The organism is Novosphingobium sp. PC22D (assembly GCF_002556635.1).
Taxonomy (GTDB): domain Bacteria; phylum Pseudomonadota; class Alphaproteobacteria; order Sphingomonadales; family Sphingomonadaceae; genus Novosphingobium.
The window spans coordinates 66,176-93,150 of sequence record NZ_MWMO01000008.1 but is presented as its reverse complement, the minus strand read 5'-3'; the positions used below and the strand labels follow the sequence as shown (position 1 = coordinate 93,150).

Genomic DNA, 26,975 nt, shown 5'->3' with positions numbered 1-26,975 from the left:
CCGCACTCTTGCTTTTGTTACCGATGCTGTCAGCCGCCGCCGGGGCCGCTTCTCTGGGAGGCCCCGCCGAGATCTGGCACCATATCGTCTCGGATTTCTCGAACATCACCGAACCCGCCGCGCTGGCCGCCTTCGGCCAGGTGCTGATGATCGACCTGCTGCTCGCGGGGGACAATGCGATCGTGGTCGGCGCGCTGGCGGCGGGGCTTCCCGCCGAACAGCGGCGCAAGGTGATCATGATCGGTATCGGTGCCGCGCTGGTGCTGCGCATCGTCTTCGCCCTGATCGTGACCTGGCTGCTCGGGATCGTCGGCCTCATCTTCGCCGGCGGCATCCTGCTGCTGTGGGTTGCCTGGAAGTTCTGGCGCGAACTGCGCGACGACAGCGGCGAGAGCAAAGGATCGCCCGAGATCGAGGGCGACGAGGATTCGGGTCTGCGCTCGGCGCGATCGTTTGTCGGCGCGGCCTGGGCGGTGGCGCTGGCCGATGTCTCGATGAGCCTCGACAACGTGCTCGCGGTGGCGGGCGCGGCGCGCGAGCACCCCGGAATCCTGATTGTGGGCCTGCTGCTCTCGGTCGTGCTGATGGGTCTGGCGGCCAACATTATCGCCAAGTACATCGAGCGCCACCGCTGGCTTGCCTATTTCGGCCTGGCCGTGATCCTCTACGTCGCGTTCAAGATGATCTACGACGGCTGGGTCGATCCGCAGCTCGGCGTCGGGACGCTTTTCTAGGGAAGCAGCACGGTGGAGCCGGTCGTCTCGCGCGCCTCGATCGCGCGATGCGCGGCCGGCGCGTCGGTGAGCGCGAAGCGCTGGCCGATCCGCGCCGAGACGACGCCGCGTTCGAGCCGGTCGAACAGGCGCCCAGCGGTGGTCGCGAGCATCTCCGGCGTCTCGACAAAGTCGAACATCGTCGGCCGGATCACCGAGATCGAACCGGCCTTCATCAGATCGATCAGATTGATCGGCGCAACCGGGCCCGAGGCGTTGCCGTAGGACACCATCAGCCCGCGCTTGCGCAGGCAGGCGAGCGAGGTGTTCCATGAAGCCGCGCCCACGCCGTCGTAAACGACGTCCGCGCCGCGGCCTCCGGTCGCCTCGCGCAAGGCCTGGGGCAGCTCCTCGAGCGGCACGCAGAGCGAATGCGTGGCGGCGACCCGGGACGCCTTTTCCGCCGACCCGGAGTGCGCGACGACCACGACGCCCTTGTCCATCAGCCAGGGCACGAGCAGCGATCCCACGCCGCCCGCCGCCGAATGGACGAGCGCGATGTCGCCGGCCTTGAGATCGGGAATGTCCTCGACCAGATAGCTCGCGGTGAAGCCCTTGAGCATCGTCGCGGCGGCCACCTCGCTCGATATGCCGTCGGGCAGGCGCACGGCTTGTGCGGCCTTGACGATCCGGTGCGTGGCGTAGGCGCTGCCGCCCTGCACACAGCCGATGCGGTCGCCCGGCGCGAATCCGGTCACGCCGTGCCCCACCGCGAGGATCGTGCCCGCGCTTTCCGAACCGATGGTGAAGGGCAGGGGGAGCGGATAGAGTCCGGAGCGGTGGTAGGTATCGATGAAATTGAGCCCGATCGCCTCGGATTCCATCAGCAGCTCGCCCGGTCCCGGGCCCGCGAATTCGGTGTCTTCGCGCTCCATCGCCTCCGGTCCGCCGGGCTGGCGGACGACGATACGGTAGCCTTTGAACATGGTCGGTCTCCATCAGATCGGCCTTGCCGCTAGCGTGCCGCCTTGCGGAAGCTGTCGGCGCGTGCGTTCGACCAGGCGCGGGCGTATTTGGTGCTCGCGGGATCGTCGAGCAACTGGCCGGGCTGAAGAAACTGGTACACTTCGTCGAGCGGGCCGGCCTTGGCGCTGTCGATGCGCTGGAACATCTCGTGCTCTGTCAGTTCCCAGGGCGAATGGAGCCCCATGGCGACGACGATCTCGTTGAGCGCCTTGAGCGTCGACTTGTGGAAACGGGCGACCCGCTCGGCCTTGTCCGCGACGACCAGGCCCTTCTGCCGCCAGGCCACTTGCGTCGCCACCCCGGTGGGGCATTCGCCGGTGTGGCACTTCATCGACTGGACGCAGCCCAGCGAGAACATGAAGGCGCGCGCGGCGTTGCACCAGTCCGCGCCCATCGCATAGGCGCGCGCCATTCCCGCGCCCGAATGGATCTTGCCCGAGACGCCGAGGCGGAGCCGGTCGCGCAAGTTTGTGCCGACAAGCGCGTTGCGCATGAGGATGAGGCCTTCGCGCAAGGGCATCCCGACATTGTCGGTCAGTTCCTGCGGCGCGGCTCCGGTGCCGCCCTCGGCGCCGTCGACGACGATGAAATCGGGAAGGATATCGCTCTCGAGCATGGCCTTGCACAGCGCCATGACCTCGTGCGGAGCGCCGACGCAGAGCTTGAAGCCGACCGGCTTGCCACCCGATAGCCGGCGCAGCTCGGCGACCCATTCGAGCAGGCCGAGCGGAGTCGAGAAGGTGGAGTGCGCGGCGGGCGAATTGCACGATTGCCAGGGCGTGATCTTGCGCGCCTCGGCAACCTCGGGAGTTACCTTGGGTCCGGGAAGTACACCGCCATGGCCGGGCTTGGCGCCCTGGCTCAGCTTGATCTCGACCATCTTGACTTGATCGTCCGCCGCTTGCTGCGCGAACAGGTCACGGTCGAAACCGCCGTCTGGCAGGCGACAGCCGAAATAGCCGCTGCCGATTTCCCAGATGAGATCGCCGCCGTGCTTGCGGTGATGGGCCGAGATGCCGCCTTCGCCGGTGTCGTGCGCGAATCCGCCCATCGCGGCGCCCTTGTTGAGCGCGGCGATGGCGTTGGCGGAGAGCGAGCCGAAGCTCATCGCGGAAATATTGAGCAGTGATGAATTATAGGGCGTCTTGCAGTCGCGCCCGCCGATCTCGACGCGCCAGGATTCGGGCACATCGGCATTGGGCGCGATCGAATGGCTGAGCCATTCGTACTCGTCCGAATAGACGTCGAGTTCGGTTCCCATCGGATGCGTGGCGATGTCGCCCTTGGCTCGCGCGTAGACCAGCGAACGCTCGTCGATGGTGAACGGGCGTCCTTCGCGGTCGCTTTCGACGATGTAGCTGCGCAGGAAGGGGCGCAGGTCCTCGAAGAGCCAGCGCATCCGCGCGATCAGGGGGTAGTTGCGCCGCAGCGTGTGGCGATCCTGGAAGAAGTCCCAGATCGCGATGGCAAGCGCGGGTCCGACGAGGATCAATCCCCACCGCAGCACCGGCACCGCCGCGCAGAGCGTTGCGAGGGCCGCGATGAGGAGGGGTACGAAGTATCTTGGTGCGAGCAGCGCCAAGGATCAGCCGAGATGCGTGGCGAAGAACTCTTCGGTTCGCGAATCCGCGAGCGTGGCGCCGGCCTCGTCGCGGCGATCGCCGATTTCCTCGGCGAAACCGTGGTCGAGTCCTTCGTAGTCGTGGAGTGTCACCTTCGGGTGATCGTCGAGCCCTTCGTGCATCGCCTTCTGCGCTTCGGGCGTCACGAAGCCGTCGGCGGTGGGGATGTGGAGCATGAGCGGATTGGCGATCGCGTGCTTTTCGCCGAGCATCTCATCGATCATCACACCGTAGTAGCCGACCGCGGCGTCGATGTCGGTGCGCGCGGCTGCCATGTAGGCGATCCGGCCGCCCATGCAGAAACCGACGAGTCCGACCTTGGCGACGCCCTTTTCGCGGCGGATCCAGTGGATCACCGCCTCGATGTCACGGATGCCGAGATCGAAGTCGTGCTTCATCATCAGGCCCACGCCTTCCTGGAACTGCTCGGGAACGGCGGGATCGAGTTCGACGCCCGGCTGCTGGCGCCAGAACGAATCGGGCGCGACCGCGAGGTAGCCCTTGGCGGCCCACTTGTCCGCCTTCTGACGGATGCCGGCGTTCACGCCGAAAATTTCCTGCTGGACGATGATTGCCGCCCTGGGCGTGCCCTCGGGCATCGCGACATAGGCCGGAATCGCGCCGTCACCGTCGAGCGTGGGAATTTGCGTGTTGCAGGTCATCGCGAGTCTTTCTCCTCAGCTTGCGGGATATCTCATGCAACTAGGCGTGGGAGATGGACTTTGCCAAGCGCATGTGTCAGCAATGATGCAGATTTCCTGGTTGGAGGCCGCGCGCGATGAAAGTCAACGTCGAAGTGGAGTGCTCCCCGGAGGAAGCGCGCCGCTTTCTCGGCCTGCCGGACGTGACCAAGGCGAACGAGGTCTACGTCGATGCCATCGCCAATGCCATGCAGGGTGTCGGCAATTTCGACCAGCTCAACGAGATCGCCAAGCAGGCGGCGCCGATGGGGCAATTCGGGCTCAAGCTGTTCCAGCAGCTCCTCGAGAGCGGCGCGGCGATGGCGATGACCGGCGCCGGCACCACCACCTCGAAGAAAGACAACGACTGAGCTTCGTGCGCGCGCCGCGGCGCCGGGTTTTGCGATGACCGATACGATCTACGCGCTTTCGAGCGGCGCGCCGCCCGCGGCGATCGCGGTGGTGCGCATCAGCGGTCCGCGTGCCGCCGGGGCTTTGCGCAAACTTGCGGGCGAGACTTTGCCGGAGCCGCGACGGGCCGGCCTGCGCGCCTTGGTTGCACATGATGGGCGTGCGCTCGACCGGGCGCTGGTACTCTGGTTTCCCGCGCCGGCGAGCGCGACCGGCGAAGATCTTGCCGAACTGCATCTCCACGGCGGCAGGGCGGTCGTCGCCGCCGTGGAAAAGGAACTCGCCGCGCTCCCCGGCTTGCGTCGGGCGAATCCCGGAGAGTTCACGCGCCGTGCCTTCGTCAAAGGCCGGATCGATCTGGCCGAAGCCGAAGGGCTGGCCGACCTGCTCGAAGCCGAGACCGAATTGCAGCGTGCCAGCGCGCTGGCTCTGTCGCAGGGCGCGTTTTCCCGGAAGGTCGAAGACTGGCGAAGGCGCTTGCTGGCGCTTGCCGGCGCGGTGGAAGCCCTGCTCGATTTCGGCGACGAGGACGACGTGGGTGAGGGCGGCGAGCCTGACTGGCGCGGGCTCGAAGCCCTGGCGCTCGATCTGCGCGACTGGCTTGATGGGCCGCGCGCCGAGACCTTGCGCGAAGGATTTCGCGTGGCGCTCGCGGGCCCGCCCAACGCGGGCAAGAGCACCTTGTTCAACGCGCTGGTCGAAGACGAGGCGGCCATCACCAGCGCCCGCGCCGGGACGACGCGCGACGTGATCGTGCGTAGCGTCGCGATTTCGGGCGTGCCGTTCCAGTTTCTCGATACTGCGGGTCTGCGCGAAGCGGGTGGCGACGAGATCGAGGTAATCGGCATGGACCGCGCGCGCGCGGAGCTGGCGCGGGCCGATCTGGTGCTCTGGCTCGGTGAGGAAGGAGAGGGGCCCGAAGGAGCCTGGGAGATCGAGCCGCAGGTCGATCTGGCGAGCACGGTGACGAAGCAGGTGGCACGGCATCGGGTCTCGGCGGTTACAGGGGAGGGCGTTGACGCTCTGCGGCAGGATCTCGTCGCGACCGCGTCGGCGGCAATGCCCAGGCCGGGGCGTGTGGCCTTGAACACACGGCAGCGGCGTTTGATCGGTGAGGCGCTGGCCGCGCTGGAATCGGCCCGAGGCTGCCCAGATATGCTCGTTCTGGCCGAGCACTTGCGGCTTGCCCGCGTGGCCTTCGATGCGCTTACAGGCCGCGCGTCGACCGAGGATATGCTCGACACGCTGTTCGCGCGGTTCTGCATCGGAAAATAGTGTTCCACGTGGAACAGGCGAGCTTTGACCGGGGCCGAAGCCTCGCGTATTGGCCACCCCATCATGCCCGATTTCGACATCACGGTGGTCGGCGGCGGACACGCCGGATGCGAGGCGGCGGCCGTCGCTGCGCGCATGGGCCTGCGCGTCGCGCTCGTCACGTTCGACGCCGCGACCGTGGGCGCGATGAGCTGCAACCCCGCGATCGGCGGACTCGGCAAAGGGCACCTCGTCCGCGAGGTCGATGCTTTCGACGGGCTGATCGCCCGGGCCGCCGATGCCGCCGCGATCCACTATCGCATGCTCAATCGCTCGAAGGGCAGCGCGGTGCAGGGTCCGCGCGTCCAGGCCGATCGCACCCTCTTCAAGCGCGCGGTCCAGACCATGCTGAGGCAACAGGGCGACCTGACGATAGTGGCGGGCGAGGCAGCGGCGCTTCGGATCGAAGGCGGGCGTGTCGCCGGGATCGTCCTCGCGGACGGCAGTGAAATCGCATCGCATGCAGTGGTGCTGTGCACCGGGACTTTCCTCGGAGGGACACTGTTTCGGGGCGAGGAGCGGATCGTCGGCGGACGCATCGGCGAGGCATCGGCGCAGCGGCTCGCGACCCAGTTGCGCGAGACCGACTTGCCGATGGCTCGTCTCAAGACAGGTACGCCGCCCCGGCTCGATGGCCGCACGATCGACTGGGCGCGGCTCGACGAGCAGCCCTCCGATCGCCAGGTCTGGACCATGTCGCCAATGAGCACGCGGCGCGCCTGTCCGCAGGTCTTCTGTGCGATCACCCGGACCAATGCGCGCAGCCATGACGTCATTCGCGCCAATCTTCACCGCTCGCCATTGTTCTCGGGCGCCATCGGCGCGCAGGGCCCGCGCTATTGCCCCTCGATCGAGGACAAGATTCACCGCTTCGCCGATCGGGACGGCCACCAGATTTTTCTCGAACCCGAGGGACTCGATACGCCGCTGGTCTACCCCAACGGAATCAGCACCTCGCTGCCGGCCGACGTGCAGCTCGAGATGCTCCGCACGATGAAAGGGCTGGAACACGTCGAAATGGCCGTGCCCGGCTACGCCGTCGAATACGACCACATCGATCCGCGCGCTTTGCGTCCCAGTCTCGAGCTGCGCCATCTTCCCGGCCTCTATTGCGCGGGCCAGATAAACGGAACGACAGGATATGAAGAGGCGGCTGCGCAAGGCCTCGTGGCGGGCATGCACGCGGCGGCCGGTGTGCTCGGTCGTGACGGCCCCGCGCTCGACCGGGCGAACAGCTACATGGCAGTGATGATCGACGATCTCACGCTCCATGGCGTTAGCGAGCCCTACCGGATGCTAACCGCGCGCGCCGAATACCGCTTGCGGCTCCGGGCGAACAATGCCGTGACGCGGTTGACGCAGATCGCGCTGGCGGCGGGAGCGGTCGGAGCGGAGCGTCGCGAATGGTACGACCGGCGTTGCGCCCGGCGAGCGGCGATCGAGGCGCGGCTGGCTGCGCCCGTCGGCGCCGGTGACCTGGCCGCCGCCGGCTTGCCGGTCCGGGGCGATTCGGGCTCGCGGCCCATCCGCGAATGGCTGCGCTTTGGCGGAGTGGATCTCGCGGGGCTTGGCCCATGGCTTGGCGACATGGCGGAGACCGACCAGCCCATTCTCGAAGAATTGGCGGAGGATGCGGCCTATGCGCCGTACCTCGAACGGCAGGAGAAGGAGTTGCGCGACCTCCAGGCAAACGAGGCGCTCCTGCTGGGGGATGACTTCCCGTTCCACGCCGTTCCCGGCTTGTCGCGCGAGATGGTCGAGCGGCTCGAGTGCTCGCGGCCGGGGACATTGGCGGCGGCGGGGCGAGTCCCCGGGATAACGCCGGCGGCCATGGCGGCCCTTCTCGTGCATGCTCGGCGCAAGGCCGCATGATCGATTCCGAGGAGGCGGCCCGCGCGTGGTTCGAGACGGCTCCGGGTTTCGATGGACAGGCGCGCGAGCGGCTCGAACTATTGGCAGTCCGGCTCCGTGAAGAGAATGCGCGGCAGAACCTCGTTGCCGCTCCAACCCTGGAGAGCGTCTGGCAAAGGCACTTCGCGGACAGCGCGCAGCTCCTGACGCATGTTCCACGTGAAACGCGGTCGTGGCTCGATCTGGGGTCGGGAGCGGGGTTTCCGGGACTGGTGATCGGCATCTTGCGCCCGAATCTCCGCGTCCATCTGGTCGAGTCGCGTAACCGGCGAATCGATTGGCTCGAACGGATGCGGTCAGAGCTTGGTCTGGACCGCGTCCAAGTGGCCGGATCGCGGCTCGAACTGGTGGAAACCTTTCCGTCGCATGTCATTTCCGCTCGGGCCTTTGCGCCGATGCCAAAACTGCTAGACTTATCCGCGCGCTTTTCCACAATCGACACGACTTGGGTGTTGCCCAAAGGGCGCTCCGCAGCCCAAGAATTGCAAGAGCTTCGTGGATGGCGGCATAAGTTCCACGTGGAACAGTCCCTGACAGACCCGAGCGCCGGCCTCATCGTTGGTACGCTGATCGGCAGAAAAAAGGTGAAACGGACGTGATAACCGTTGCAATCGCCAACCAGAAAGGCGGCGTCGGCAAGACGACGACCGCGATCAATGTTTCCACCGCGCTCGCCGCCGCCGGATGGCGCACGCTGATGATCGACCTCGATCCCCAAGGCAATGCCTCGACCGGGATCGGCATCAACGCGGCAGACCGCGAAAGCTCGTCGTACGATGTGCTGGTCGATCGCATGCGCGTGGCGCAGTGCACGATGCCGACGAGCATTCCCAACCTTGATATCCTTCCCGCGACGGTCGACTTGTCCGGCGCCGAGGTCGAGCTTGTCGGGGTCGAGGATCGCGCCGATCGGCTCAAGCAGGCGCTCGCGACGGCGCCGGATTACGACGTCTGCCTGATCGACTGCCCGCCGTCGCTTGGGCTGCTGACGCTCAATGCGCTGACTGCGGCCGATACGCTGCTCGTGCCGCTGCAATGCGAATTCTTCGCGCTCGAGGGGCTCAGCCAATTGCTTCAGACGGTCGAGCGCGTGCAGCAGCGCTTCAATCCCGATCTTGGCATCATCGGCATCGCTCTGACCATGTTCGACCGTCGGAACCGGCTGACCGACCAGGTTTCCGAAGACGTGCGCTCGTGTCTCGGCAAGCTCGTCTTCGAAACGACGATTCCGCGCAACGTCCGCTTGTCGGAAGCGCCGAGCCACGGGGTGCCGGCGCTGATCTACGATCATGCCTGCGCCGGAAGCCGGGCCTATATGGCGTTGGCGCGCGAGCTGATCGGCCGGTTGCCCGAACGAAGGAAGGCCGCATGACCGACGAACCGGCTCGTGCCGCGCCGAACCGGTCGGCCGATGCCAAGCCCGCGAAGGCGCGCGGCCTGGGACGCGGGCTTGGCGCGCTGCTTGGCGAAACGCGGCGCGAGGAGCCGGTGGGATCGCCGTCCGGCGGCACGGCGGCGCGTAACGGCGCGTTGTACGATGGCCTCGCGCTACTGGCGATTGCCGAGATCTCGCCGCATCCCGATCAGCCGCGACGCCACTTCGACGAAGAGTCTCTCGACGAGCTCGCCGGCTCGATCGCCCAGCGGGGGGTAATCCAGCCGATCGTCGTGCGGCCGATGAACAACGGCCGCTATCAGCTCGTCGCCGGTGAGCGCCGCTGGCGGGCGGCGCAGCGCGCGCAGCTCCACGAGATTCCCGCGATCGTGCGCCGTCTCGACGAGCGCGAGGTCATGGCGCTGGCGCTGATCGAGAACCTCCAGCGCGAGGACCTCAATCCCATCGAGGAAGCGCGCGCCTATCAGCGTCTGGCCGAGAGCGAGGGGCTGACCCAGGCCGAGATCGCCAAGATGGTGGACAAGAGCCGCAGCCATGTCGCCAACTTCCAGCGATTGCTCGCGTTGCCCGAAAGCGTGATCGACCATGTCGAGAAGGGCGCCTTGTCGATGGGGCACGCGCGCGCGTTGATCGGTTGCGCGGACGCCGAAGAGATCGCCGAGGCCGCGATCGGCAAGCAGATGTCGGTGCGCGACGTCGAAAAGCTGGTGCGCAAGAAGGCGAGGGGTGACGCGCCGGTGCGCCGCGCGGCCCGAACCGCGCGCGATCCCGAGAACGATGCCGACATCGCGGCCGTACAGGGCCACCTCGAGGAGTTTCTCGGATTGCCGGTGCGGATAGATGCCGACGCCGACCCGAAGTCGGGCTCGGTGACGATCCGCTATGCCTCGCTCGACCAGCTCGACCTGATTTGCCAGCGCCTTACCGGCGGATCGATCTGACCCGCCGGTAAAGGCTTCGGGTCACTTGACCGGTGTAATCTTGACCCGCTTGTCCGGCACGATTTTCGTCCGCTTTTCAGGGACATAGCGAACCTTCGGACGCGGCGCGGGAACGTCTTCATAGACATATTCGACCGTCTCGACGCATTCGGGCTCGCTGCGCTGGACCGGGACCATCATCATCGGCACGCCGCCGCAGCAGCCCGCGCCGTAGCCGTAGGACGCATAGCCATAACCGGGGCCATAACCGGGATATCCGCCTCCGGGATAACCGTAGGCGCCGTAGCTGCCATAGCCGTATCCATAGCCCGGATAGCCGGGATCGCGACCATAGCGTTCGTAGCTTGCATAGTAGTTGTCGAGGTAGACCTCGCACTCGTCGCGGCGCCCGGCGTCCTCGGCGCGGTCGATCGCCGCGCCCGCCACAGCGCCGACCGCGGCGCCGGCGATCGTGCCTGCCGTGCGGTTGCCCCTGCCGGCGACGCGGTTTCCGGCAATACCGCCGACCACGCCGCCGATCACCGCGCCGCCCACGCCATCGTCGCGCCGCGCGACGCGCGCGCGGCAATCGGCGAGCCATTCGTCGCGCCCGGGGTAGTCATCATGGCGCCAGCTGGGCCGGTCCGCGTCGTAACGGTCGTATTCCTGGGCCAGGCTCGGACTGGCGCCGATCACGGTGGCGACAAGCGCAGCCGCGAGCGCAGTGCGGTTGGAGGGGCGAAGACGCATCGAGCATAGTCCTTTCGCGAAAGTTCATCCGGAACGGAGCCGGACGTTAACGCGAAATTTAGCATTACAACTCGCCGGAAACCAAGCTCGCGCGGTGTACCTGTCCCGTTTCGGAGCAGCCGCGCGAGGCGGTTCGCGCTCAGATCGCGGTCGCCGCGACCAGCGCGAGCCGCTCGATGCCGTACGCGTCCTCCTCGTCGAACCGTGCGGGTTCGGGGCTGTCGAGATCGATCACCGCGAGCACCTTGCCGTCGCGGACCACAGGGACGACAAGCTCGGAGCGGCTCTCGGCATCGCAGGCGATGTGTCCCGGAAAGGCGTGGACATCGGCGACGCGCTGGCTCGTGCCCAGCGCCGCCGCCGTGCCGCAAACGCCGCTGCCGAACGGAATGCGGATGCACGCGGGCTTGCCGATGAAGGGCCCGAGCACGAGTTCATCGTCGATCGCGCGATAGAAGCCGGCCCAGTTCAGGCGAGGCACGAATTGCCAGACGAGCGCGGCCATGTTCGCCATGTTGGCGACGGGATCGGGCTCGCCATCGACGATCGCGGCCGCTGCGCGGGCGAGCGATTCGTAAAGCTGGGGCTTGGGCTGGTCGGGATCGGGCGCGAATTGGTACATGGTTTGCGACTAGCCTACCCGCGCGCTTGCCGCAAAGCGCCGCCCGGCCTATTTCGAAGCCATGCGACCGATCCTGCGCAAGCTCCTCATCGCCCTGGCCATTCTCGTCGTGATCCTCGGCGGTTTCGCGTTCTATATTTTCCGCGGAAACCCGTCGGACCGGCCGATCGACGCCACCGTCGGCAGCGATCCGGTGCTCGTCGAGCCCGAACCGCGCCGCGTGCCGAGCTTCAGCCTCGCCGAGACGGTTGGCTGGGAGGAGGTGGAAACGCCCAAGGCGGCGCCCGGATTGCGGGTGACGCGCTTCGCGCAAGGGCTTGCCCATCCGCGCACGATGCTGACTCTCCCCAACGGCGACGTGCTCGTGGCCGAGACCAATTCGCCGCCGCGCGATGTCTCGGGCTTCAAGGGCCTCTTCATGAAGCTCTTCATGAGCAAGGTCGATGCCTCGGGCGGATCGGCCAACACCATCGTGCTGTTGCGCGACGCCGACGGCGACGGCAGCGCCGAGCAGCGTTTCGATTTCCGCAAGGCCGACATGGACTCGCCTTCGGGCATGGCCTGGGGCGACGGCAAGCTCTACATCGCCAACCACAACGCCGTGCTCGAATTCGCGTTCGAGCCCGGCCCGACCACGCTGACCGGTTCGCCGAAGAAGCTGATGGATCTTCCAGCGGGCGGTGATCACTGGATGCGCAACCTGCTGCTCAGCGAGGATGGCAAGCAGCTTTACGTCGCGGTCGGCTCGGCCACCAATATCGCCGATGACGGCATGGAGGCCGAGCAGGGCCGGGCGGCGATCTGGGAGATCGACACCGACACCGGCCGTCGTCGCCAATATGCGGCGGGCATGCGCAATCCGAACGGACTGGGCTGGAATCCCTCGACCGGTGAGATGTGGGCGGCGGTGCAGGAGCGCGACATGCTCGGGCCCGACCTCGTGCCCGACTATCTCACCAACGTGCCGGTCGGGGCGCAGTACGGCTGGCCCTGGGTTTACTGGAAGGACCAGTTCGACGAGCGGGTCGAGTGGCCGATGGAAACCTACATGCTCGAATATACGCGCAAGCCCGAATACGCGATGGGCGCGCATACCGCGGTGCTCGGCATGGTCTTCGCGGGCGCGGGCAACCGCATGGGCGAGGGCTTCGCCAACGGTGCCTTCATCGCACGGCACGGCTCGTGGAACCGCAAGCCGCCGGTCGGCTACGATGTCGTCTTCGTGCCCTTCGACGCCAACGGCAACCCCGCGGGCAAGGCCAGGACGGTGCTCGGCGGCTTCCTCATCGAGCCGGGCAAGACTCACGGCCGGCCCACCTGGCTCGCCTGGGACAAGACCGGCGCGCTGCTCGTCAGCGACGATACGGCCGGCGTGATCTGGCGGGTCGAGGCTCCGGGGGCCGCGCCTTCCGAAGGTCCCGCGGCGGTCGAGACCGGGCACATGGAGCCGCTCGAGGAAATCCGCGATCCAACCCAGCAGCGCGAACTCGAAGCCGGATTTTCCGGCGGCGCCGACCGCGTGCTCAACCGCGACCGCTAGCCAGCGCCCGGTCTCAAAGCGCCTTGCCCGCGCGTCCGGCGAGTTCGACGACATATTGCCAGGCGACGCGGCCCGAGCGCGCGCCGCGCCGCTTGGACCATTCGAGGGCGTCGGTCTCTTCCCAGACGAGGCCAAAGTCGGCGGCGTAACCCTCTATGATGGCGAGATAATCGTCCTGACTGCAATTGTGGAAGCCGATCGAGAGGCCGAATCGGTCGGCCAGCGCGAGGCGGTCATCGACGGCATCGCGCGGATTGATCGGGTTGTCCTGCTCGGACATGTTGCGCGCGACGATGGCGCGGCGGTTCGAGGTTACCGCGAGCCGCACGTTGGCGGGACGCGCCTCGACCCCGCCCTCGAGCCACGAGCGCAGCAGGCGGGGCCCGGCGCCGTCGTTGTCCTCGAAGCCGAGGTCGTCGACGAACACGAGGAAGCGGCGGTCGATCCGGCCGAGCAGCACGAACAGGCCGCTCACTTGCGAAAGCGCCTCCTGTCCGACCTGGACGAGGGCGATGGCCTCGGGATGCTCGGCCTGCGCGGTGCGGATCGCCGCGCGCAGCAGCGCCGACTTGCCCATGCCGCGCGAACCCCACAGTAGCATGTCGTGCGCGGCATGGCCCGCCGCGAAACGCGTGACGTTGGTCACGACGCGCGCCTTTTGCGTGTCGATCCCCCGCAGCAACCCGAGATCGGGCGCCTCGAGCCGCGCAACTCCCCGCGCGGCGCCATCGGTCCAGACGTAGGCCGGGCTCGCCAGCCAGTCGACCGCCGGAGCCGGGGGTGGAGCAAGGCGCTCCAGCGCGTCGGCAATGCGGGCGAGCGGATCGCCCTGATCTCTTGAACTGTCGGCTGCTGGACCCATCGCGCTTTTCCTTGGCATTTGCAGCGGCGGGCTATAGCGGCGGGTCATGCCGGACGCCAGCCGACCCACCGTTCTCGATGCCGGTCCGGATGCGATCGCGGTCGCGGCGGCGCGGTTGCGCGCCGGCGGCCTCGTCGCGGTGCCGACCGAGACCGTCTACGGCCTCGCCGCGCGCGCCGACGACGATGCGGCGGTCGCGGGGATCTATCGCGCCAAGGGACGGCCTTCGTTCAATCCGCTGATCGTCCACGTTCCCGACCTTGCTGCGGCGCGCGCGCTGGCGGTGTTCGACGAGCGGGCCTTGCGCCTCGCCGAACGCTTCTGGCCGGGCGCCCTGACGCTGGTGCTGCCGCTGCGGCCCGACGCGGGGCTTGCCGGGGCGGTCACCGCCGGGCTCGCGACCGTCGCCTTGCGTTGCCCGGCGCATCCGGTGATGCGCGCGGTTCTGATGGACGCCGGACTGGCGCTGGCGGCGCCTTCGGCCAATGCCAGCGGCGCGATCAGCCCGACGAGCGCGCGGCACGTCGTGGCATCGCTCGGCGGGCGAATCGACCTGATCCTCGATGCGGGCGAATGCGCGGCGGGGATCGAATCGACGATCGTCGCGCTACGCCCCGAAGGCGGCTGGCAGATCCTGAGGCCAGGCCCGGTGACCGGCGCGCAGATCGCCGGGGTGCTGGGCGAGGAAGAGACGCGCGGTGGCAGCGGCGCGATCGAGGCGCCGGGGCAGCTCGCCAGCCACTATGCGCCGGGCAAGCCTGTGCGGCTCGATGCGCGGCGGGCCGAGCCCGGGGAATTCCTGATCGGCTTCGGCGATATCGGCGGCGACACAAACCTGTCGGCATCGGGCGATCTCGCCGAGGCGGCGGCGCGGCTCTACGCCGCGCTCCACGAGGGCGACGCATCGGACCGCGACAGCATCGCCGTCGCCGCGATTCCGGGCGACGGAATCGGCGCGGCGATCAACGATCGCCTGCGGCGCGCCGCGACCTGACGCGCTCTCAGCGCGGTTCGCGCGGGACGGTGGGCAGGATGTCCTGCATCTCGGCGTAGTCGTTGCGCGCCTTGAAGCAGGCGTTGCGATAGCCCTCGTCGCAACGGCGCATGTTCTTGTCGTAGCTGCGCTGCAATTCGCCGAGCCGTTCCTCGCGCCGGCGGATCTCGCGGCCGCGCTTTTCGTCGGCTTCCGACTGGCTGGTGGTGGCGAGATCGACCGTCTTGCCGGCGACGCGCACCGGCGCGGTCGCGACGTCGAGCGCGGTTTTCGCAAGGCAGCCGCCGAGCGCGGGCAGGGTGCAGAGCAGGGCGAGCGACAGGATCGGGCGGGACGGCATGGCGGTTCTTGTGCCACCGCTGTACCCGCGCGACAATCGCCCGCAGGGACGAGATCCGCCGGAACGAGAAAGGCCGCTCCCCGAAGGAAGCGGCCCGTCGCGCGTCAGGAGTGCCTGTCGATCAGGCGGTCTCGGCGCTTTCGTAATATTTGGGTGCGTGCTCGTTGAGGATCGCGAGGATCTTCTTGAGCGCGGCCGGCTCGTCGGTCTTTTCCATCGCCGCGAGTTCACGGGCGAGGCGCGACGAGGCGGCTTCGAAGATCTGACGCTCCGAATAGCTCTGTTCGGGCTGGTCGTCGGCGCGGAACAGGTCGCGCGTGACCTCGGCGATCGAGACGAGATCGCCCGAGTTGATCTTGGCTTCGTATTCCTGGGCGCGGCGCGACCACATCGTGCGCTTCACCTTGGGCTTGCCCTTGAGCGTATCGAGCGCCTCGCGCAGCGTCTTGTCCGAAGACAGCTTGCGCATGCCGATCGATTCGACCTTATTGACGGGCACCCGAAGCGTCATGCGCTCCTTCTCGAACCGCAGCACATAGAGTTCGAGCTGCATGCCAGCGATTTCCTGGCTTTGAAGCTCGATGACCCGACCGACACCGTGCTTCGGGTAAACAACGTAGTCTCCAACATCGAAGGCGTTGGCTTTGGCTGCCATGTATCGTCCTTTCACCTGCAGGAGAGATCAAAAGCGTGGCTGGGTGCGACCCGGGGCGTATCAAGACGCCGCAGCCAGCGGTCAGAGTGCTATTCCAACCGATTGATCCGAACCCTGCCTCTCATGAAACGTCTGCCAGACAGGTAGAACACCTGAGCAGTGGAAGGCGTATATAACACCTTCGTAACAATATTTCCAGAGGCAAGCGTGCTCGCGGCCGCAGCGGGCCGTTTCCGTTACGATCAGGGGTGTCCGGCGTCGCGTTTGCTGCGCGCGCGGCGTCTCAATCGCCTTCGCCGGGCTCGGCCGAGAAGTACTTGTCGAACTTGCCGTCTTCACCCTTGAAGTCGTCGGCGTCGGGCGGCGAGTCCTTCTTGGTCGTGATGTTGGGCCATTCGGCGGAATACTTCGTGTTCAGCTCGAGCCACTGTTCGAGCCCGCCTTCGGTGTCGGGCAGGATCGCTTCGGCGGGACACTCGGGCTCGCAGACGCCGCAGTCGATGCATTCGCTCGGATTGATGACGAGCATGTTCTCGCCCTCGTAGAAGCAGTCGACCGGACAAACCTCGACGCAATCCATGTACTTGCAGCGGATACATGCGTCGGTGACGACATAGGTCATTGCTGCTTCTTCCCTTCAGGCCTGATTGTCGAACGCCGCAGCTATGGGATTCGGGCGTGTGCCGTCAAGCTCTGTGTAACAGGCGCGTGCTTCGGGCGCCGGACCGCGCCGGTGAGGTAGCGCTACCAGCTCGATCACGCGGACTCCCGCCGGGCTCGGCAGGGTCATGACGTCACCGGCGGCCACTTTCGCATGCGCGCGCTCGACCCGGCGGCCATTGAGGCGGATGTGGCCCTGCTCGGCCATCGCTTGCGCCGTTGAGCGGGACTTGGCGAGGCGCAGGTACCACAGAACCTTGTCGATTCGCATCGCGCCTGCCGCCTCGCCGCAAGTCACCGGACCAGATCCGCGAGCACCGCGAAGGCGTTGTCGGGCCTGACGACTGGCGCAGTCTCCTGCGCGGCGGGGCGGCGCGGCGGCCGCCAGCGCCACAGCTCGGGAGCGGGCGGACCGTGCATTCCCTCGCGGAGCGGCTTCGAAGGCTTGGGCTGGAAGCCGCCGAGGCGCAGCAGCCGGGCGTAGCTGGCGTCGGTCATGCCCGTCGAGACGGCGCGCGCGGGATCGAGCACGAACGGCTTGCGGTTGGCCCTCGTGCGGCAGTCATGCGCCTCGCGCAGCAGCTTTTCGGCCATGTCCAGCCGTACGAGCTGCTTGCCGATATTGCGGTAGCCGGGAATGCGCTGATTGCGCGTGAGCGGCAGGACTGGGGGCATCGTCTCGTCGGGCGGGCCCTCGCGAACCGGGCACCCTGCGACCTCGCAGAGCAAATGCCAGGCGGCGATCGGGGCCGGGCGCAGCATCGCCGGGATGAAGAGATCGAGCGCGCCCACCCGCACGCCGAGCCTGGTGAGCGCCTTGCGCTGCTCCTTGTCGAGCTTTTCGAGTCCCGACCGCTCGCGCGCCAAGGCGCCGCCCGCCTCGACGAGTGCGATCAGCAGCGCGCGCAGCTCGGGCCCGCCCTCGGCGCTGCGCGCGGCGGCATCGAGCTTGCGCAACGGGTCGAGCGGGGTGAGGCGCGCCGCGAGCCATTCCCCGAGCGCCGCCATGAGGCGTTCGTGCGAAGCGGCCGAAAGCGCATCGAGCGACCGTTCGGCGACGAGTTGCGGGCTCAGCAGCGTGCGCCCCGCGGCGAGCCGCGCGACGGGCTGGTCGTCCCAGCGAATCTCCGCGTCTTCGATCGTCAGCACGGCCTCGCCGCGCGCGATCTCGTCGACGAGCGCGGCGGCGCGTTTCTCCAGCAGCGCGGGCAAGTGACGCTCGGCCGCCGCGAGCAGCAGCTTGCGGTCGGAATGGCGCGCGCCGGGATCGACGCGGAAGGCGAAGCCGCGCAGCGATCCGATGTGCTCGCCTTCGACGAGCACTTCCTCGTCCTCGAGCCGCACCGAGAGCAGCGCCGCGTCGGCGCCGACCTTTTTCATCAGCACCGCGGTGCGGCGGTTGATGAAGCGCTCGGTCAGCTTGGCGTGGAGCGCGTCGGAAAGCCGCGCCTCGACCGCTCGGGCGCGCGCCGCCATCTCGTCGCGCGCGAGGACCCAGTCGGGGCGCTGGGCGATATAGGCCCACGAGCGGATCGCCGCGATCCGGCCTTGCAGCGTGTGGATGTCGCCCGAAAGATTGTCGAGCTGCGCGATCGCCTGGGCGACGTAGTCGGCGCCGAGTTCGCCGTGTCGCAGATCCTGCCACAGCCGGGCGACGAAGCGCGCGTGCGTATCGGGGCCCTGCTGACGGAAATCGGGCAGCGAGCAGGCTTCCCAGAACCGGCGGACGAGGCCGGGGCCCCGCACATCGCCGGCAATCGCGGCGTCCTCGGCGAGACGCTTGAGCACGGCAAGGTCGATCGCCTCGGGTGCGAGCGTGAGTTGCGGCTCTTCGGGCGGGGTCTCGAGGTCGGCGATGAGTGTCGCGAGATCGTCGAAGCGCGGTTCGGGCTCGCGCCAGAACAGCCTGGTCAGCGGCGGGAAGCGATGCTCCTCGATCGCGTAGACTTCCTCGTCGGCAAATTCGGAATCGTGGCCGCTGCCGGTAAGCGTGCCGAAAGTGCCGTCCTTCTGGTGCCGCCCGGCGCGTCCGGCGATCTGTGCCATTTCCGCGGTGGTCAGCCGCCGCTGGCGCACTCCGTCGAACTTGGAAAGACCCGCGAAGGCGACATGCTCGACATCGAGGTTGAGCCCCATGCCGATCGCGTCGGTGGCGACGAGATAGTCGACTTCGCCCGACTGATAGAGTTCGACCTGCGCGTTGCGCGTCTGCGGGCTGAGCGCACCCATGACAACCGCGGCCCCGCCGCGAAAGCGCCGCAGCATCTCGGCGATCGTGTAGACCTGCTCGGCCGAGAAGGCGACGATCGCGCTGCGCGGCGGGATCCGGCTCAGCTTCTTCGCGCCGGCATGGCTCAGGGTGGAAAAGCGCGGGCGGCTGACGATTTCGGCCTCGGGGATGAGCGAGCGCACCATCGGTTCGAGCGTCGCCGAGCCCAGGATCATCGTTTCCTCGCGCCCGCGTGCGTTCAGCAGGCGGTCGGTGAAGATGTGGCCGCGTTCGCGGTCGGCGGAAAGCTGCGCCTCGTCGATCGCGACGAAGGCGAGATTGTCCTGCACGACCGGCATGGCTTCGGCGGTGCACAGCAGCCAGCGCGCGTCCTTGGGCTCGATCCGCTCTTCGCCGGTGATCAGCGCGACGCTGCCCGGCCCCTTGATCGCGCAGACCCGATCGTAGACCTCGCGCGCCAGCAGGCGCAGCGGAAAGCCGATGGCTCCGCTCGAATGGGCGCATAGCCTTTCGATAGCGAGATGGGTCTTGCCGGTATTGGTCGGACCAAGCACGGCCTTGACCCCGCCCGGGGGGCCGCTGCGCGAACGGGCTGGCGGCATTTCGACCATCTCGCCGGGGAATGTGGCATTGCCTTTCGCCGCTAGCAAGAGGCGGTTCGCCGCGCCGACACAGAATACTCCACAGCGTTATAACTCGGTTAACCTTGATAAGGCAGGGGAAATTGTCGAAGCGTCCGGGGTGGGCGTCCAAAAGGACCAAGAGGGTCGGACTTTTGCACAGGTCACCGCAAAGTCATGCGCAGCGCGATTACACCATCGCCGACGAGCCGTGCGCCGCCTCCGGGGGTGGTCCTGGCCAAGACCACGTAGATCTACCTAAAGGTGAAACGTCGAAGAGGCGCGATGCGGTCACGCGGTTCCGGGACCGGCTTGAAGGCTGGTGCCATCGCATCGACCTCGCGCCCGATCTCGCGCAGGACATAGGCAGCGCGCGCTGGTTCCGGGGTCTCGGCACGCTGGTCGGCCTCGGCGCGGTCGCGCTGGCCTTCTGGCCCGACGTCTCGGCGGTGGAAGCCGCCACGTCGATGCCGGTCGACGACCGCGTACGCGACGAATTCCGCAGCCAGATGATCATGCCGCTCGCGCTCGGCGCCGACAGCGGCCGCCGGATGGGCGCGACCAGTCTCGTCACGCCGCTCAGGAGCGCGCCCGAGCGGCCCTCTATCGAGCTCGTCTCGACCCTGGGCCGTGGCGACAGTCTCGGCGGCATGCTCGAACGCGCCGGTCTGAGCGGGGGCGACAGCAGCCGGGTGCTCCAGCTCGTGAGCGCGACGATGGAGACCGGCGACATCACGCCGGGAACGCGCTTCGACATCACGCTTGGCCGGCGCCCAGGACCGGGTCTGCCCCGCGCGCTCGAATCGATGGCTTTCCGCGCCCGCTTCGATCTCGACCTTTCGATCGAACGCGGCGAGAGCGGCCTCGCGCTCGTACGCCATCCGATCGCTGTCGACGCGACGCCCTTGCGGATTCGCGGGAAGGTCGGCTCGAGCCTCTATCGCGCGGCCCGCAACGGCGGTGCGCCGATCGCCGGCATCCAGGACTACCTGCGCGCGATCGACCGGCACCTGAGCCTCGAAAGCGACATCCGCGCGGATGACGATTTCGACCTGATCGTCGCCTACAGGCGCTCGGCCAAGGGCGAACGGCAGGTGGGCGAGCTGCTCTACGCCGGGATCGAGCGCGACGGCAAACCCAAGCTGCAGCTCGTGCGCTGGGGCAAGGACGGCGAGATGTTCGAGGCCTCGGGCGTCGGCCGTACCTACAGCCGGGCCCCGGGGCAGCCGGTTTCCGGCCGCGTCACCTCGCGCTTCGGCATGCGGCGTCATCCCATCCTGGGCTATCGCCGGATGCATTCGGGCGTGGACTACGGCGCGCGCTACGGCACGCCGATCTATGCCGTTGCCGACGGCCGCGTGTCCTATTCGGGGCGGCACGGCGGACACGGCAACTACGTCAAGATCGAGCACGGCGGGCACCTCGCCACCGGCTATGCGCACATGAGCCGCATCGCGGTGAAGTCCGGGAGCACGGTGCGCGCCGGACAAGTGATCGGCTATGTCGGCTCGACCGGGCTTTCGACCGGTCCGCACCTCCACTTCGAGGCCTACAAGGGCAATCGCAAGGTCGATCCCTTGACGATCCGCTTCGTCTCGCAGCCGCGAATCGACGGCAACGAACTGGCCGCGTTCAAGCGGCGCCTCGCCGCGCTGATGGCGGTCGAACCCGGCGCCGCGCTCGCGGACATGGCGCCCGCCGCCGAGCAACCGCACGCGCCGGCCCGCGAGATCGACCGGCTGTCGCCGCAGCGCGCGGTGGTTGCCGCGGCCGCGTCCACAACTTCGGTGGCGATGAAGGACTGAACCGGCGGTGCCGCGCGGGTAGCGATTGAAGCCCGATGCGATTTGCGGCAAGCACCCGCGCATGACAACAGGCATGTATCCCCAGGTCCGGATGCGCCGTGTCCGGGCCACGGCCTGGAGTCGCGCGCTCCATCGTGAAGTCCGGCTCGATCCGTCCGACCTCATCTGGCCGCTGTTCGTGACCGACGGCACCGCCGTCGAGGAGCCGATCGCCTCGCTGCCCGGCGTCTCGCGTTGGTCGGTCGATCAGATCGCGATCCGCGCGCGCGAGGCGGTGGGGCTCGGCATCCCGTGCCTGGCGCTGTTTCCCAATACCCAGCCCGAGCGCCGCAGCGAGGACGGGCGCGAGGCGAGCAATCCCGACAACCTGATGTGCCGCGCGCTGCGCGCGATCCGCGACGCGGTGGGCGACGAGATCGGCCTGCTGACCGACGTCGCGCTCGATCCCTACACCATCCACGGCCAGGACGGATTGATCGACGAGCAAGGCTACGTGCGCAACGACGATACCGTCGACGTGCTTGTCGGCCAGGCGCTCAACCAGGCCGAAGCAGGGGCCGACATCATCGCGCCGTCCGACATGATGGACGGGCGCATCGGCGCGATTCGCTCCGCGCTCGAGGCCGGCGCGCACACCAACGTCCAGATCATGAGCTACGCGGCGAAATATGCCTCGGCCTTCTACGGCCCGTTCCGCGACGCGGTGGGCTCGCGCGGGCTGCTCAAGGGCGACAAGAAGACCTATCAGATGGACCCGGGCAACAGCGAGGAGGCGCTGCGCGAAGTCGCGCTCGACCTCGCCGAGGGCGCGGACAGCGTCATGGTCAAGCCGGGGCTGCCCTATCTCGATATCGTCCGACGGGTGAAGGAGCGCTTCGAGGTTCCCGTCTTCGCCTATCAGGTCTCGGGCGAGTACGCGATGATCGAGGCCACGGTCGCCGCCGGCGCGGGCGAGCGCGACGCGCTCGTGCTCGAGACGCTGCTGGCCTTCAAGCGGGCCGGATGCTCGGGCGTGCTCACCTACCACGCGGCGCACGCGGCGAGACTGCTCGGCGCATGATCGAGACCGAGCGCCTGAGGTTGCGGTCCTGGAGGGCCGATGACATCGCCGCGTTCCACGCCATATGCAGCGATCCGCTCGTCATGGCGACGCTCGGTCCGCCGCTGAGCCATGTCGAGACGCAGGCGCTGGTCGAGCGGATGCAGCGACTCCAGGCCGAACTCGGGCACTGTTTCTGGGCGCTCGAGCGCCGCGACGATGCGCGGCTGATCGGCTGGTGCGGCGCGATCCGCGGCAGCGTCGGCCCGGTCGTCGACAAGGTCGAGATCGGCTGGCGGCTGGCGAGCGACTGCTGGGGCAGGGGCTATGCCATCGAAGCCGCGAAAGCGACGCGCAACTGGTGCTTCACTCATCTCGGCGACGATGCGATCTGGGCGATCACGGCCGCGACCAACAGCCGCAGCCGCGCGGTGATGGAGCGGCTTGCCATGACGTATCAGGCCGGCCGCGACTTCGACCATCCGCGAGTGGCGGCCGATTCGCCGCTGTTGCGGCACGTCGTCTACGCGCTCGAGCGCGCCGCATGGATCCCGGAGGGCTGATCATCCCGATCTCGCAGCGCCGCGCCCTGTTCGTCGCGACGATCCTCGTCGGCAGCTTCCTCCTGTTCCTCGTCCAGCCGATGGTCGCGCGCATGGCGTTGCCCCGGCTGGGCGGCGCGCCGAACGTCTGGAACAGCGCGATGGTGGTCTATCAGGCGCTGCTGCTCGCCGGATACGCCTATGCGCACTGGCTCTCGCGCATGGCGGTGCGCCGACAGGCCGCGCTGCACCTGCTCGTCCTGCTGATCTCGGCGACGGTCCTGCCGATCGCGCTCTATCCGCTCGCTTCGCCCGAGGCGGGATGGGAAGTGCTGTGGGTGCCGCTGCTGCTGGTGCTCACCGTCGGCCCGGTGTTCTTCGCCGTCTCGGCGCAGGCGCCGCTGATGCAGCGCTGGTTCGCGGCCAATCCCCATGCGGGCGAGCCCTGGTCGCTCTATGCCGCTTCGAACATCGGCAGCTTCATCGGCCTCATCGCCTATCCGCTCGTCGCCGAGCCGCTGCTCTCGCTGCATGCGCAGAGCTTCGCCTGGAGCCTGGGCTATGCCCTCCTGATCGTGCTCGTGGCGCTGGCCGGCTGGTCGTCGCGGCGCTGGCGAGGCCGGCCCGACGTCCCCTTCGTCGCCGAGGCCGACTCCTCGGGCGAGCCGGTCGGCTGGCGGCGTGTCGCGCTCTGGCTGGCGCTTTCGGCGGTGCCTTCGGGGCTGATGCTGTCGACGACGACGCACCTGACCACCGATATCTTCGCGATGCCGCTGCTCTGGGTGATCCCGCTCGGCCTCTACCTGCTGAGCTTCGTCGTCGCCTTCGCCCAGCGGCGCGGTCTCGCCCACGCGCTGACCTTCGCCGCGCCGGCGATCGTCCTGTTCGCCGGAAGTTTCGCGATGCTTTCGAGCAACACGGGCACGCTCACGATCGCGGCGGAAAGCTGCCTGCTGCTCTTCGCGATCGCGGTCGCGCTGCACACGCGGCTCTACGATTGCCGCCCCGACCCCGCGCATCTGACCTTGTTCTACTTCGTGATGTCGGTGGGGGGCGCACTCGGCGGGGCTTTCACCGCCCTGGTCGCGCCGGTGGTGTTCGACTGGGTCTGGGAGCATCCGCTGCTCGTGGTGATGGCCGCGCTGCTGCTGCCGCAGCCGGCCAGGCTCGACTGGCGCGGCCTCGACGACATGGAACCGGCCATGGCGCGCATCGCGCTCGGCTCGCTCCTGCTGCTCGCCGCGTTCCTGACCTGGCTGCTGCTCGACGCCGCGGTCGAGGACGGGCAGGTGATCTACCGGGTGTTCTTGACGGTGGTGCTCACCGGCGTGGGACTGATGCTGGTGCCCTGGCGCTGGGCCTTCGTCGCGGTGCTGGTGGCGATGATGGTCGCGCAAGGCGGCGTGCGCACGATCGAGACGAGCCTCGCGGGCCAGCGCACGCGCAGCTATTTTGGCGTCTATACCGTGCGTGAATACCCCGAGCACCGGCTGCGGCTGCTCGTCCACGGCACCACGCTTCACGGCCAGCAGTCGACCGACCCGGCGCACTCGCGCGACGTCGGCAGTTATTACGGCCCCGGCTCGGGGGCGGAAATCGTGCTCGATGCGGTGCCGCGATTCTACGGGCCGAGAGCGCGCGTCGGTGTCGTCGGGCTCGGCACCGGCACGCTCGCCTGCCTTGCCGGACCCGAAGCGCGCTGGACCTTCTTCGAGATCGACCGCACTGTGCTCGAATTCTCGCGCAACGGCACCTTCACCTACCTCTCGCAATGCACCCCGCGTGCGAACGTGGTGATCGGCGACGCGCGGCTCGAGCTTGAGGGCGTGAAGCCCGGCAGCTTCGACGTGCTCGTCATCGACGCGTTCAGCTCGGACGCCATTCCGCTCCATCTGGTGACGCAGGACGCGATCGAAGTCTATTTGCGCGCGCTCGCGCCCGACGGCATCCTGTTGCTGCACATTTCGAACCGCTACATCGACCTCGAACCCGTGGTATCGGCCATCGCCAGGGCCGAGGGCGTCGAGGCGCGCATCCGCAACAACAATCCTTACGACCGGCTGTTGCAAACGCCGTCTTCCTGGATCGCCGTCTCGCGCGACGCTTCGCGCCTCGCCGCGCTTGCCGCGATGCGCGAAGACGCGCGATGGGACCGGCTCGCACCGCCGGCGGACCGCGTCTGGACCGATGATCACGCATCGATCCTGCCTTATATCCGCTGGGACAAGCTATTGGGGAAACCATGACCGACCGCACCGACATCACCATCGCAGCGATCAACGGCAAGACGCCGAGGATCGATCCCACCGCCTTCATCGCCCCCGGCTGCCGGATCGTCGGCGACGTCGAGATCGGGCCCGACGTCAGCATCTGGTACAACTGCGTGATCCGCGCGGACGTGAACCGGATCGTGATCGGCGCGCGCACCAACATCCAGGACGGCAGCGTCGTCCATTGCGACAGCCCGAAGCCGGGACGGCCCGACGGCTATCCCACCCTGATCGGCGAGGACGTGCTGATCGGACACATGGCGATGGTCCACGGCTGCACCCTCGCGAACCGCGCCTTCGTCGGGCTCGGCACGGTGGTGATGGACGGCTGCACGATCGAATCGGACGGCATGCTCGCGGCCGGGGCGATGCTCACGCCCGGCAAGACGATCGGCGCCGGCCAGATGTGGATGGGCCGCCCGGCGAAGTTCGCGCGCGACTTGTCCGAAGACGAGAAGGCGGCGCATCGGGCCGGCGTGGCGGGCTACGTCGAAAACGGGAAGCGCCACGCCGGCGCGCTCGGCGCCGGAGCCTGATGGCGCGGCCGCGCATCCCGCTTCCCGATGCCGAGGCGCTTGCCGCTCATGTCGACGAAGCGGGCGTGATCAGCGTGCGCGTCACCCCCGGTGCGCGCAGCGAAGCGCTCGAGATCGCCGGGGACAAGGTGCTCGCCAAGGTCCGCGCCAAGCCCGAAGGCGGCAAGGCCAACGAGGCGGTGCGCGGTCTGCTCGCAACCGGCCTTGGCGTCGCCCCGTCAAGGCTCGAATTGTTGCGCGGCGCAACTTCGCGCGACAAGCAGTTCCGGCTCAGCCGAGCGTAGATCCCGGCTTCAGGTACTGCATCATATAGGGCACGTAGTCGCGCTTGCCGAGATCGACGCCCTGGCTGCGCAGGATCGCGTAGATGGTCATCACGTGGAAGTAGAACTGCGGGATCGCCCAGTCGCGCACGTACTGCCCGGCGGTGAGTTCGAAGCCGATGCCCATTGGCAGGTCGAAACCGATCGTCTGGTCTTCCGCGGCACAGGCGCCGGCGTCGATGCCCTCCAGCCGCGCGCCCACCGACGCGAGATAGTCGCGGCCCTCGGCCAGGGTCCGCGGATCGTCCTCCGCCTGGGCGAATTGCGTGCCCGCGCAGCGGTTGAGCATGTCGTTGACCTGCCAGCCGACGATGGTGATCTGGCGCGCGAGTGGAAACATGTCCTCGGCGAGCCGGGCGTCGAGCAGGTCGGCGCCCTTGCCCGCTTCCTCGGCCTTGGCGATGAGATGGATCGTCATGGCCAGCATGTTGCGGAATGTCGTGAACGCGAAGTCGGCGTATTGCACAGGGGGTGTCCTTTGCTCGGGCAGTCGGGTGGTCCCTAGCGAGGAAGGCGCGGCGGCGCCAGACGGCATGCCGCGTCTGCCGCCGCCTCAGGCGCGTCGGACGAACCGCGAGGCGAAAAGGGCCGCGAGGATTGCCCAGATGCTTCCCGCGATCAGACACAGGCTGCCGGCGCGCAGGTAGGTGAAAGCCCCCAGAGCGGCGCCTGCCGCGAGCGTCAGCCACAAGCGCAGGAAGGGAAGCCAGTCGACCCGGTCCTGTCCGCTCAGCCTTGCGGCAAGCCCCTGTCCGATACGGACCAGCGCGCCGGTCATGTAGGTGAGGCCTATCGGGTCCTGTTCGCGGCGCAGGGTGGTGTTGAGCATGCCCATTGCGACGACCAGCGCGAGCAGCGCCAGACCATGCGGCCCCGCCAAGGCGATCAGCGTGCCCAGCGCGAGCAGCACCGATACCGACAGCAGGATCACCGGTTTGCGCCAACGCCCGGTCCTGGCCGCGAGCACGCTGCCCGTCGTCACGCCGCCGACGAAACCGGCGATCAGCATCGCCGGGATAAGCGCGCGCGCTCCGCTGGAGACGAAATCCACGCCCATGCGCGTGGTGTTGCCCGACATGAAGGAAACGAAATAGCCGTCTGCCGAGAGATAGCCGACGGCGTCGACGTAGCCGGCGAGTGCGGCGATCGCCATGCCCAGAAGCTGGCGTTGCGGATCGAGCCTGTTCATGCCCG

The 26,975-nt window shown here is 67.9% G+C and carries 28 protein-coding genes; 15 read left to right on the top strand and 13 right to left on the bottom strand.

Annotated features, from left to right (window positions below; all coding sequences use genetic code 11):
• Nucleotides 1-23 precede the first annotated feature (23 nt).
• Nucleotides 24-734 (top strand): TerC family protein, encoded by a 711-nt coding sequence (locus tag B2G71_RS13305; protein ID WP_206049400.1) that lies wholly within the window; start codon nt 24-26, stop codon nt 732-734.
• Here B2G71_RS13305 and B2G71_RS13300 read toward each other — a convergent pair.
• The 3 genes from B2G71_RS13300 to B2G71_RS13290 are packed head-to-tail and all read right to left on the bottom strand — an operon-like array spanning nt 731 to nt 4,023.
• Nucleotides 731-1,699 (bottom strand): quinone oxidoreductase, encoded by a 969-nt coding sequence (locus B2G71_RS13300; RefSeq protein WP_098106596.1) that lies wholly within the window; start codon nt 1,697-1,699, stop codon nt 731-733. The two genes, B2G71_RS13305 and B2G71_RS13300, sit on opposite strands and share 4 nt — an antisense overlap.
• Nucleotides 1,700-1,728: 29 nt before the next feature.
• The gene (locus B2G71_RS13295; RefSeq protein WP_098106594.1) at nt 1,729-3,321 is read right to left on the bottom strand and encodes an FMN-binding glutamate synthase family protein; all 1,593 of its coding nucleotides are present in this window, start codon (nt 3,319-3,321) and stop codon (nt 1,729-1,731) included.
• Nucleotides 3,322-3,324: 3 nt separating this feature from the next.
• The gene (locus tag B2G71_RS13290) at nt 3,325-4,023 is read right to left on the bottom strand and encodes a dienelactone hydrolase family protein (protein WP_098106592.1); all 699 of its coding nucleotides are present in this window, start codon (nt 4,021-4,023) and stop codon (nt 3,325-3,327) included.
• Nucleotides 4,024-4,139: 116 nt separating this feature from the next.
• Here B2G71_RS13290 and B2G71_RS13285 point away from each other — a divergent pair, with 116 nt between their 5' ends.
• The 6 genes from B2G71_RS13285 (at nt 4,140) to B2G71_RS13260 (ending at nt 10,014) form a co-directional block, all read left to right on the top strand.
• Nucleotides 4,140-4,412, top strand: coding sequence for a DUF6489 family protein (locus tag B2G71_RS13285; RefSeq protein WP_098106591.1), 273 nt, complete (start codon nt 4,140-4,142; stop codon nt 4,410-4,412).
• A gap of 34 nt (nt 4,413-4,446) precedes the next feature.
• Nucleotides 4,447-5,727: a tRNA uridine-5-carboxymethylaminomethyl(34) synthesis GTPase MnmE gene (mnmE, locus tag B2G71_RS13280; protein ID WP_098106589.1), complete on the top strand. Its 1,281-nt coding sequence runs from the start codon at nt 4,447-4,449 to the stop codon at nt 5,725-5,727.
• Nucleotides 5,728-5,790: 63 nt separating this feature from the next.
• Nucleotides 5,791-7,638, top strand: a complete 1,848-nt coding sequence (gene mnmG, locus B2G71_RS13275) for a tRNA uridine-5-carboxymethylaminomethyl(34) synthesis enzyme MnmG (RefSeq protein ID WP_098106587.1) — start codon at nt 5,791-5,793, stop codon at nt 7,636-7,638.
• A complete protein-coding gene (gene rsmG / locus B2G71_RS13270) occupies nt 7,635-8,276 on the top strand; it encodes a 16S rRNA (guanine(527)-N(7))-methyltransferase RsmG (RefSeq protein WP_098106585.1) in 642 nt (213 codons plus the stop codon). Before mnmG ends, rsmG begins: the two co-directional genes overlap by 4 nt.
• A complete protein-coding gene (locus B2G71_RS13265; RefSeq protein WP_098106582.1) occupies nt 8,273-9,049 on the top strand; it encodes an AAA family ATPase in 777 nt (258 codons plus the stop codon). Before rsmG ends, B2G71_RS13265 begins: the two co-directional genes overlap by 4 nt.
• Nucleotides 9,046-10,014, top strand: coding sequence for a ParB/RepB/Spo0J family partition protein (locus B2G71_RS13260; protein WP_098106580.1), 969 nt, complete (start codon nt 9,046-9,048; stop codon nt 10,012-10,014). Before B2G71_RS13265 ends, B2G71_RS13260 begins: the two co-directional genes overlap by 4 nt.
• 21 nt (nt 10,015-10,035) lie before the next feature.
• Here the strand turns inward: B2G71_RS13260 and B2G71_RS13255 are convergent, their stop codons facing one another.
• Both B2G71_RS13255 and B2G71_RS13250 read right to left on the bottom strand, forming a co-directional pair.
• On the bottom strand, nt 10,036-10,743 hold the full coding sequence (locus B2G71_RS13255; protein WP_098106578.1) for a glycine zipper 2TM domain-containing protein: 708 nt from the start codon (nt 10,741-10,743) through the stop codon (nt 10,036-10,038).
• Nucleotides 10,744-10,882: 139 nt separating this feature from the next.
• Nucleotides 10,883-11,365: a GAF domain-containing protein gene (locus B2G71_RS13250; RefSeq protein WP_098106577.1), complete on the bottom strand. Its 483-nt coding sequence runs from the start codon at nt 11,363-11,365 to the stop codon at nt 10,883-10,885.
• A 61-nt stretch (nt 11,366-11,426) separates the two neighbouring features.
• Between B2G71_RS13250 and B2G71_RS13245 the strand changes: the two genes are divergently transcribed.
• On the top strand, nt 11,427-12,905 hold the full coding sequence (locus tag B2G71_RS13245; protein WP_098106575.1) for a sorbosone dehydrogenase family protein: 1,479 nt from the start codon (nt 11,427-11,429) through the stop codon (nt 12,903-12,905).
• Nucleotides 12,906-12,918: 13 nt separating this feature from the next.
• Here B2G71_RS13245 and B2G71_RS13240 read toward each other — a convergent pair whose 3' ends face one another.
• A complete protein-coding gene (locus tag B2G71_RS13240) occupies nt 12,919-13,767 on the bottom strand; it encodes an ATP-binding protein (RefSeq protein ID WP_098106573.1) in 849 nt (282 codons plus the stop codon).
• Nucleotides 13,768-13,813: 46 nt separating this feature from the next.
• Between B2G71_RS13240 and B2G71_RS13235 the strand changes: the two genes are divergently transcribed.
• Nucleotides 13,814-14,761 carry an L-threonylcarbamoyladenylate synthase gene (locus B2G71_RS13235; protein WP_098106571.1) on the top strand — a complete coding sequence of 316 codons (948 nt, stop codon included), beginning with the start codon at nt 13,814-13,816 and terminating at the stop codon, nt 14,759-14,761.
• Nucleotides 14,762-14,768: 7 nt separating this feature from the next.
• Here the strand turns inward: B2G71_RS13235 and B2G71_RS13230 are convergent, their stop codons facing one another.
• The 5 genes from B2G71_RS13230 to B2G71_RS13210 form a co-directional block, all read right to left on the bottom strand.
• A complete protein-coding gene (locus tag B2G71_RS13230; RefSeq protein WP_098106569.1) occupies nt 14,769-15,101 on the bottom strand; it encodes a hypothetical protein in 333 nt (110 codons plus the stop codon).
• A 121-nt stretch (nt 15,102-15,222) separates the two neighbouring features.
• Nucleotides 15,223-15,756 carry a CarD family transcriptional regulator gene (locus B2G71_RS13225; RefSeq protein WP_098106567.1) on the bottom strand — a complete coding sequence of 178 codons (534 nt, stop codon included), beginning with the start codon at nt 15,754-15,756 and terminating at the stop codon, nt 15,223-15,225.
• Nucleotides 15,757-16,039: 283 nt separating this feature from the next.
• Entirely contained in the window at nt 16,040-16,378 is a 339-nt protein-coding gene (fdxA, locus tag B2G71_RS13220; RefSeq protein ID WP_098106565.1) for a ferredoxin FdxA, read from the bottom strand.
• A 15-nt stretch (nt 16,379-16,393) separates the two neighbouring features.
• On the bottom strand, nt 16,394-16,687 hold the full coding sequence (locus B2G71_RS13215; protein WP_098106563.1) for a S4 domain-containing protein: 294 nt from the start codon (nt 16,685-16,687) through the stop codon (nt 16,394-16,396).
• A 23-nt stretch (nt 16,688-16,710) separates the two neighbouring features.
• Nucleotides 16,711-19,248 carry a helicase-related protein gene (locus B2G71_RS13210; RefSeq protein WP_240530153.1) on the bottom strand — a complete coding sequence of 846 codons (2,538 nt, stop codon included), beginning with the start codon at nt 19,246-19,248 and terminating at the stop codon, nt 16,711-16,713.
• Nucleotides 19,249-19,421: 173 nt separating this feature from the next.
• Here B2G71_RS13210 and B2G71_RS13205 point away from each other — a divergent pair, with 173 nt between their 5' ends.
• The 6 genes from B2G71_RS13205 to B2G71_RS13180 all read left to right on the top strand — a co-directional run bounded on the left by B2G71_RS13205 (nt 19,422) and on the right by B2G71_RS13180 (nt 25,742).
• Entirely contained in the window at nt 19,422-21,071 is a 1,650-nt protein-coding gene (locus tag B2G71_RS13205; protein WP_240530152.1) for a M23 family metallopeptidase, read from the top strand.
• 61 nt (nt 21,072-21,132) lie between these two features.
• Complete coding sequence (gene hemB, locus B2G71_RS13200) at nt 21,133-22,131, top strand: porphobilinogen synthase (protein WP_098106558.1); 999 nt, start codon at nt 21,133-21,135, stop codon at nt 22,129-22,131.
• Nucleotides 22,128-22,673 (top strand): GNAT family N-acetyltransferase, encoded by a 546-nt coding sequence (locus B2G71_RS13195; protein WP_098106556.1) that lies wholly within the window; start codon nt 22,128-22,130, stop codon nt 22,671-22,673. The genes hemB and B2G71_RS13195 overlap by 4 nt, the downstream gene beginning before the upstream one ends.
• Nucleotides 22,655-24,898, top strand: a complete 2,244-nt coding sequence (locus tag B2G71_RS13190; RefSeq protein WP_098106555.1) for a fused MFS/spermidine synthase — start codon at nt 22,655-22,657, stop codon at nt 24,896-24,898. Before B2G71_RS13195 ends, B2G71_RS13190 begins: the two co-directional genes overlap by 19 nt.
• Complete coding sequence (locus tag B2G71_RS13185) at nt 24,895-25,458, top strand: gamma carbonic anhydrase family protein (RefSeq protein ID WP_098106553.1); 564 nt, start codon at nt 24,895-24,897, stop codon at nt 25,456-25,458. Before B2G71_RS13190 ends, B2G71_RS13185 begins: the two co-directional genes overlap by 4 nt.
• Nucleotides 25,458-25,742: a DUF167 domain-containing protein gene (locus B2G71_RS13180; RefSeq protein ID WP_098106551.1), complete on the top strand. Its 285-nt coding sequence runs from the start codon at nt 25,458-25,460 to the stop codon at nt 25,740-25,742. Before B2G71_RS13185 ends, B2G71_RS13180 begins: the two co-directional genes overlap by 1 nt.
• On the opposite strand, the gene B2G71_RS13175 is transcribed toward B2G71_RS13180, so the two are convergent.
• Nucleotides 25,729-26,247, bottom strand: coding sequence for a DUF1993 domain-containing protein (locus B2G71_RS13175; RefSeq protein WP_240530151.1), 519 nt, complete (start codon nt 26,245-26,247; stop codon nt 25,729-25,731). The genes B2G71_RS13180 and B2G71_RS13175 overlap by 14 nt on opposite strands.
• Nucleotides 26,248-26,334: 87 nt before the next feature.
• Nucleotides 26,335-26,970: a DUF1275 family protein gene (locus B2G71_RS13170; RefSeq protein WP_098106546.1), complete on the bottom strand. Its 636-nt coding sequence runs from the start codon at nt 26,968-26,970 to the stop codon at nt 26,335-26,337.
• Nucleotides 26,971-26,975: the final 5 nt, after the last annotated feature.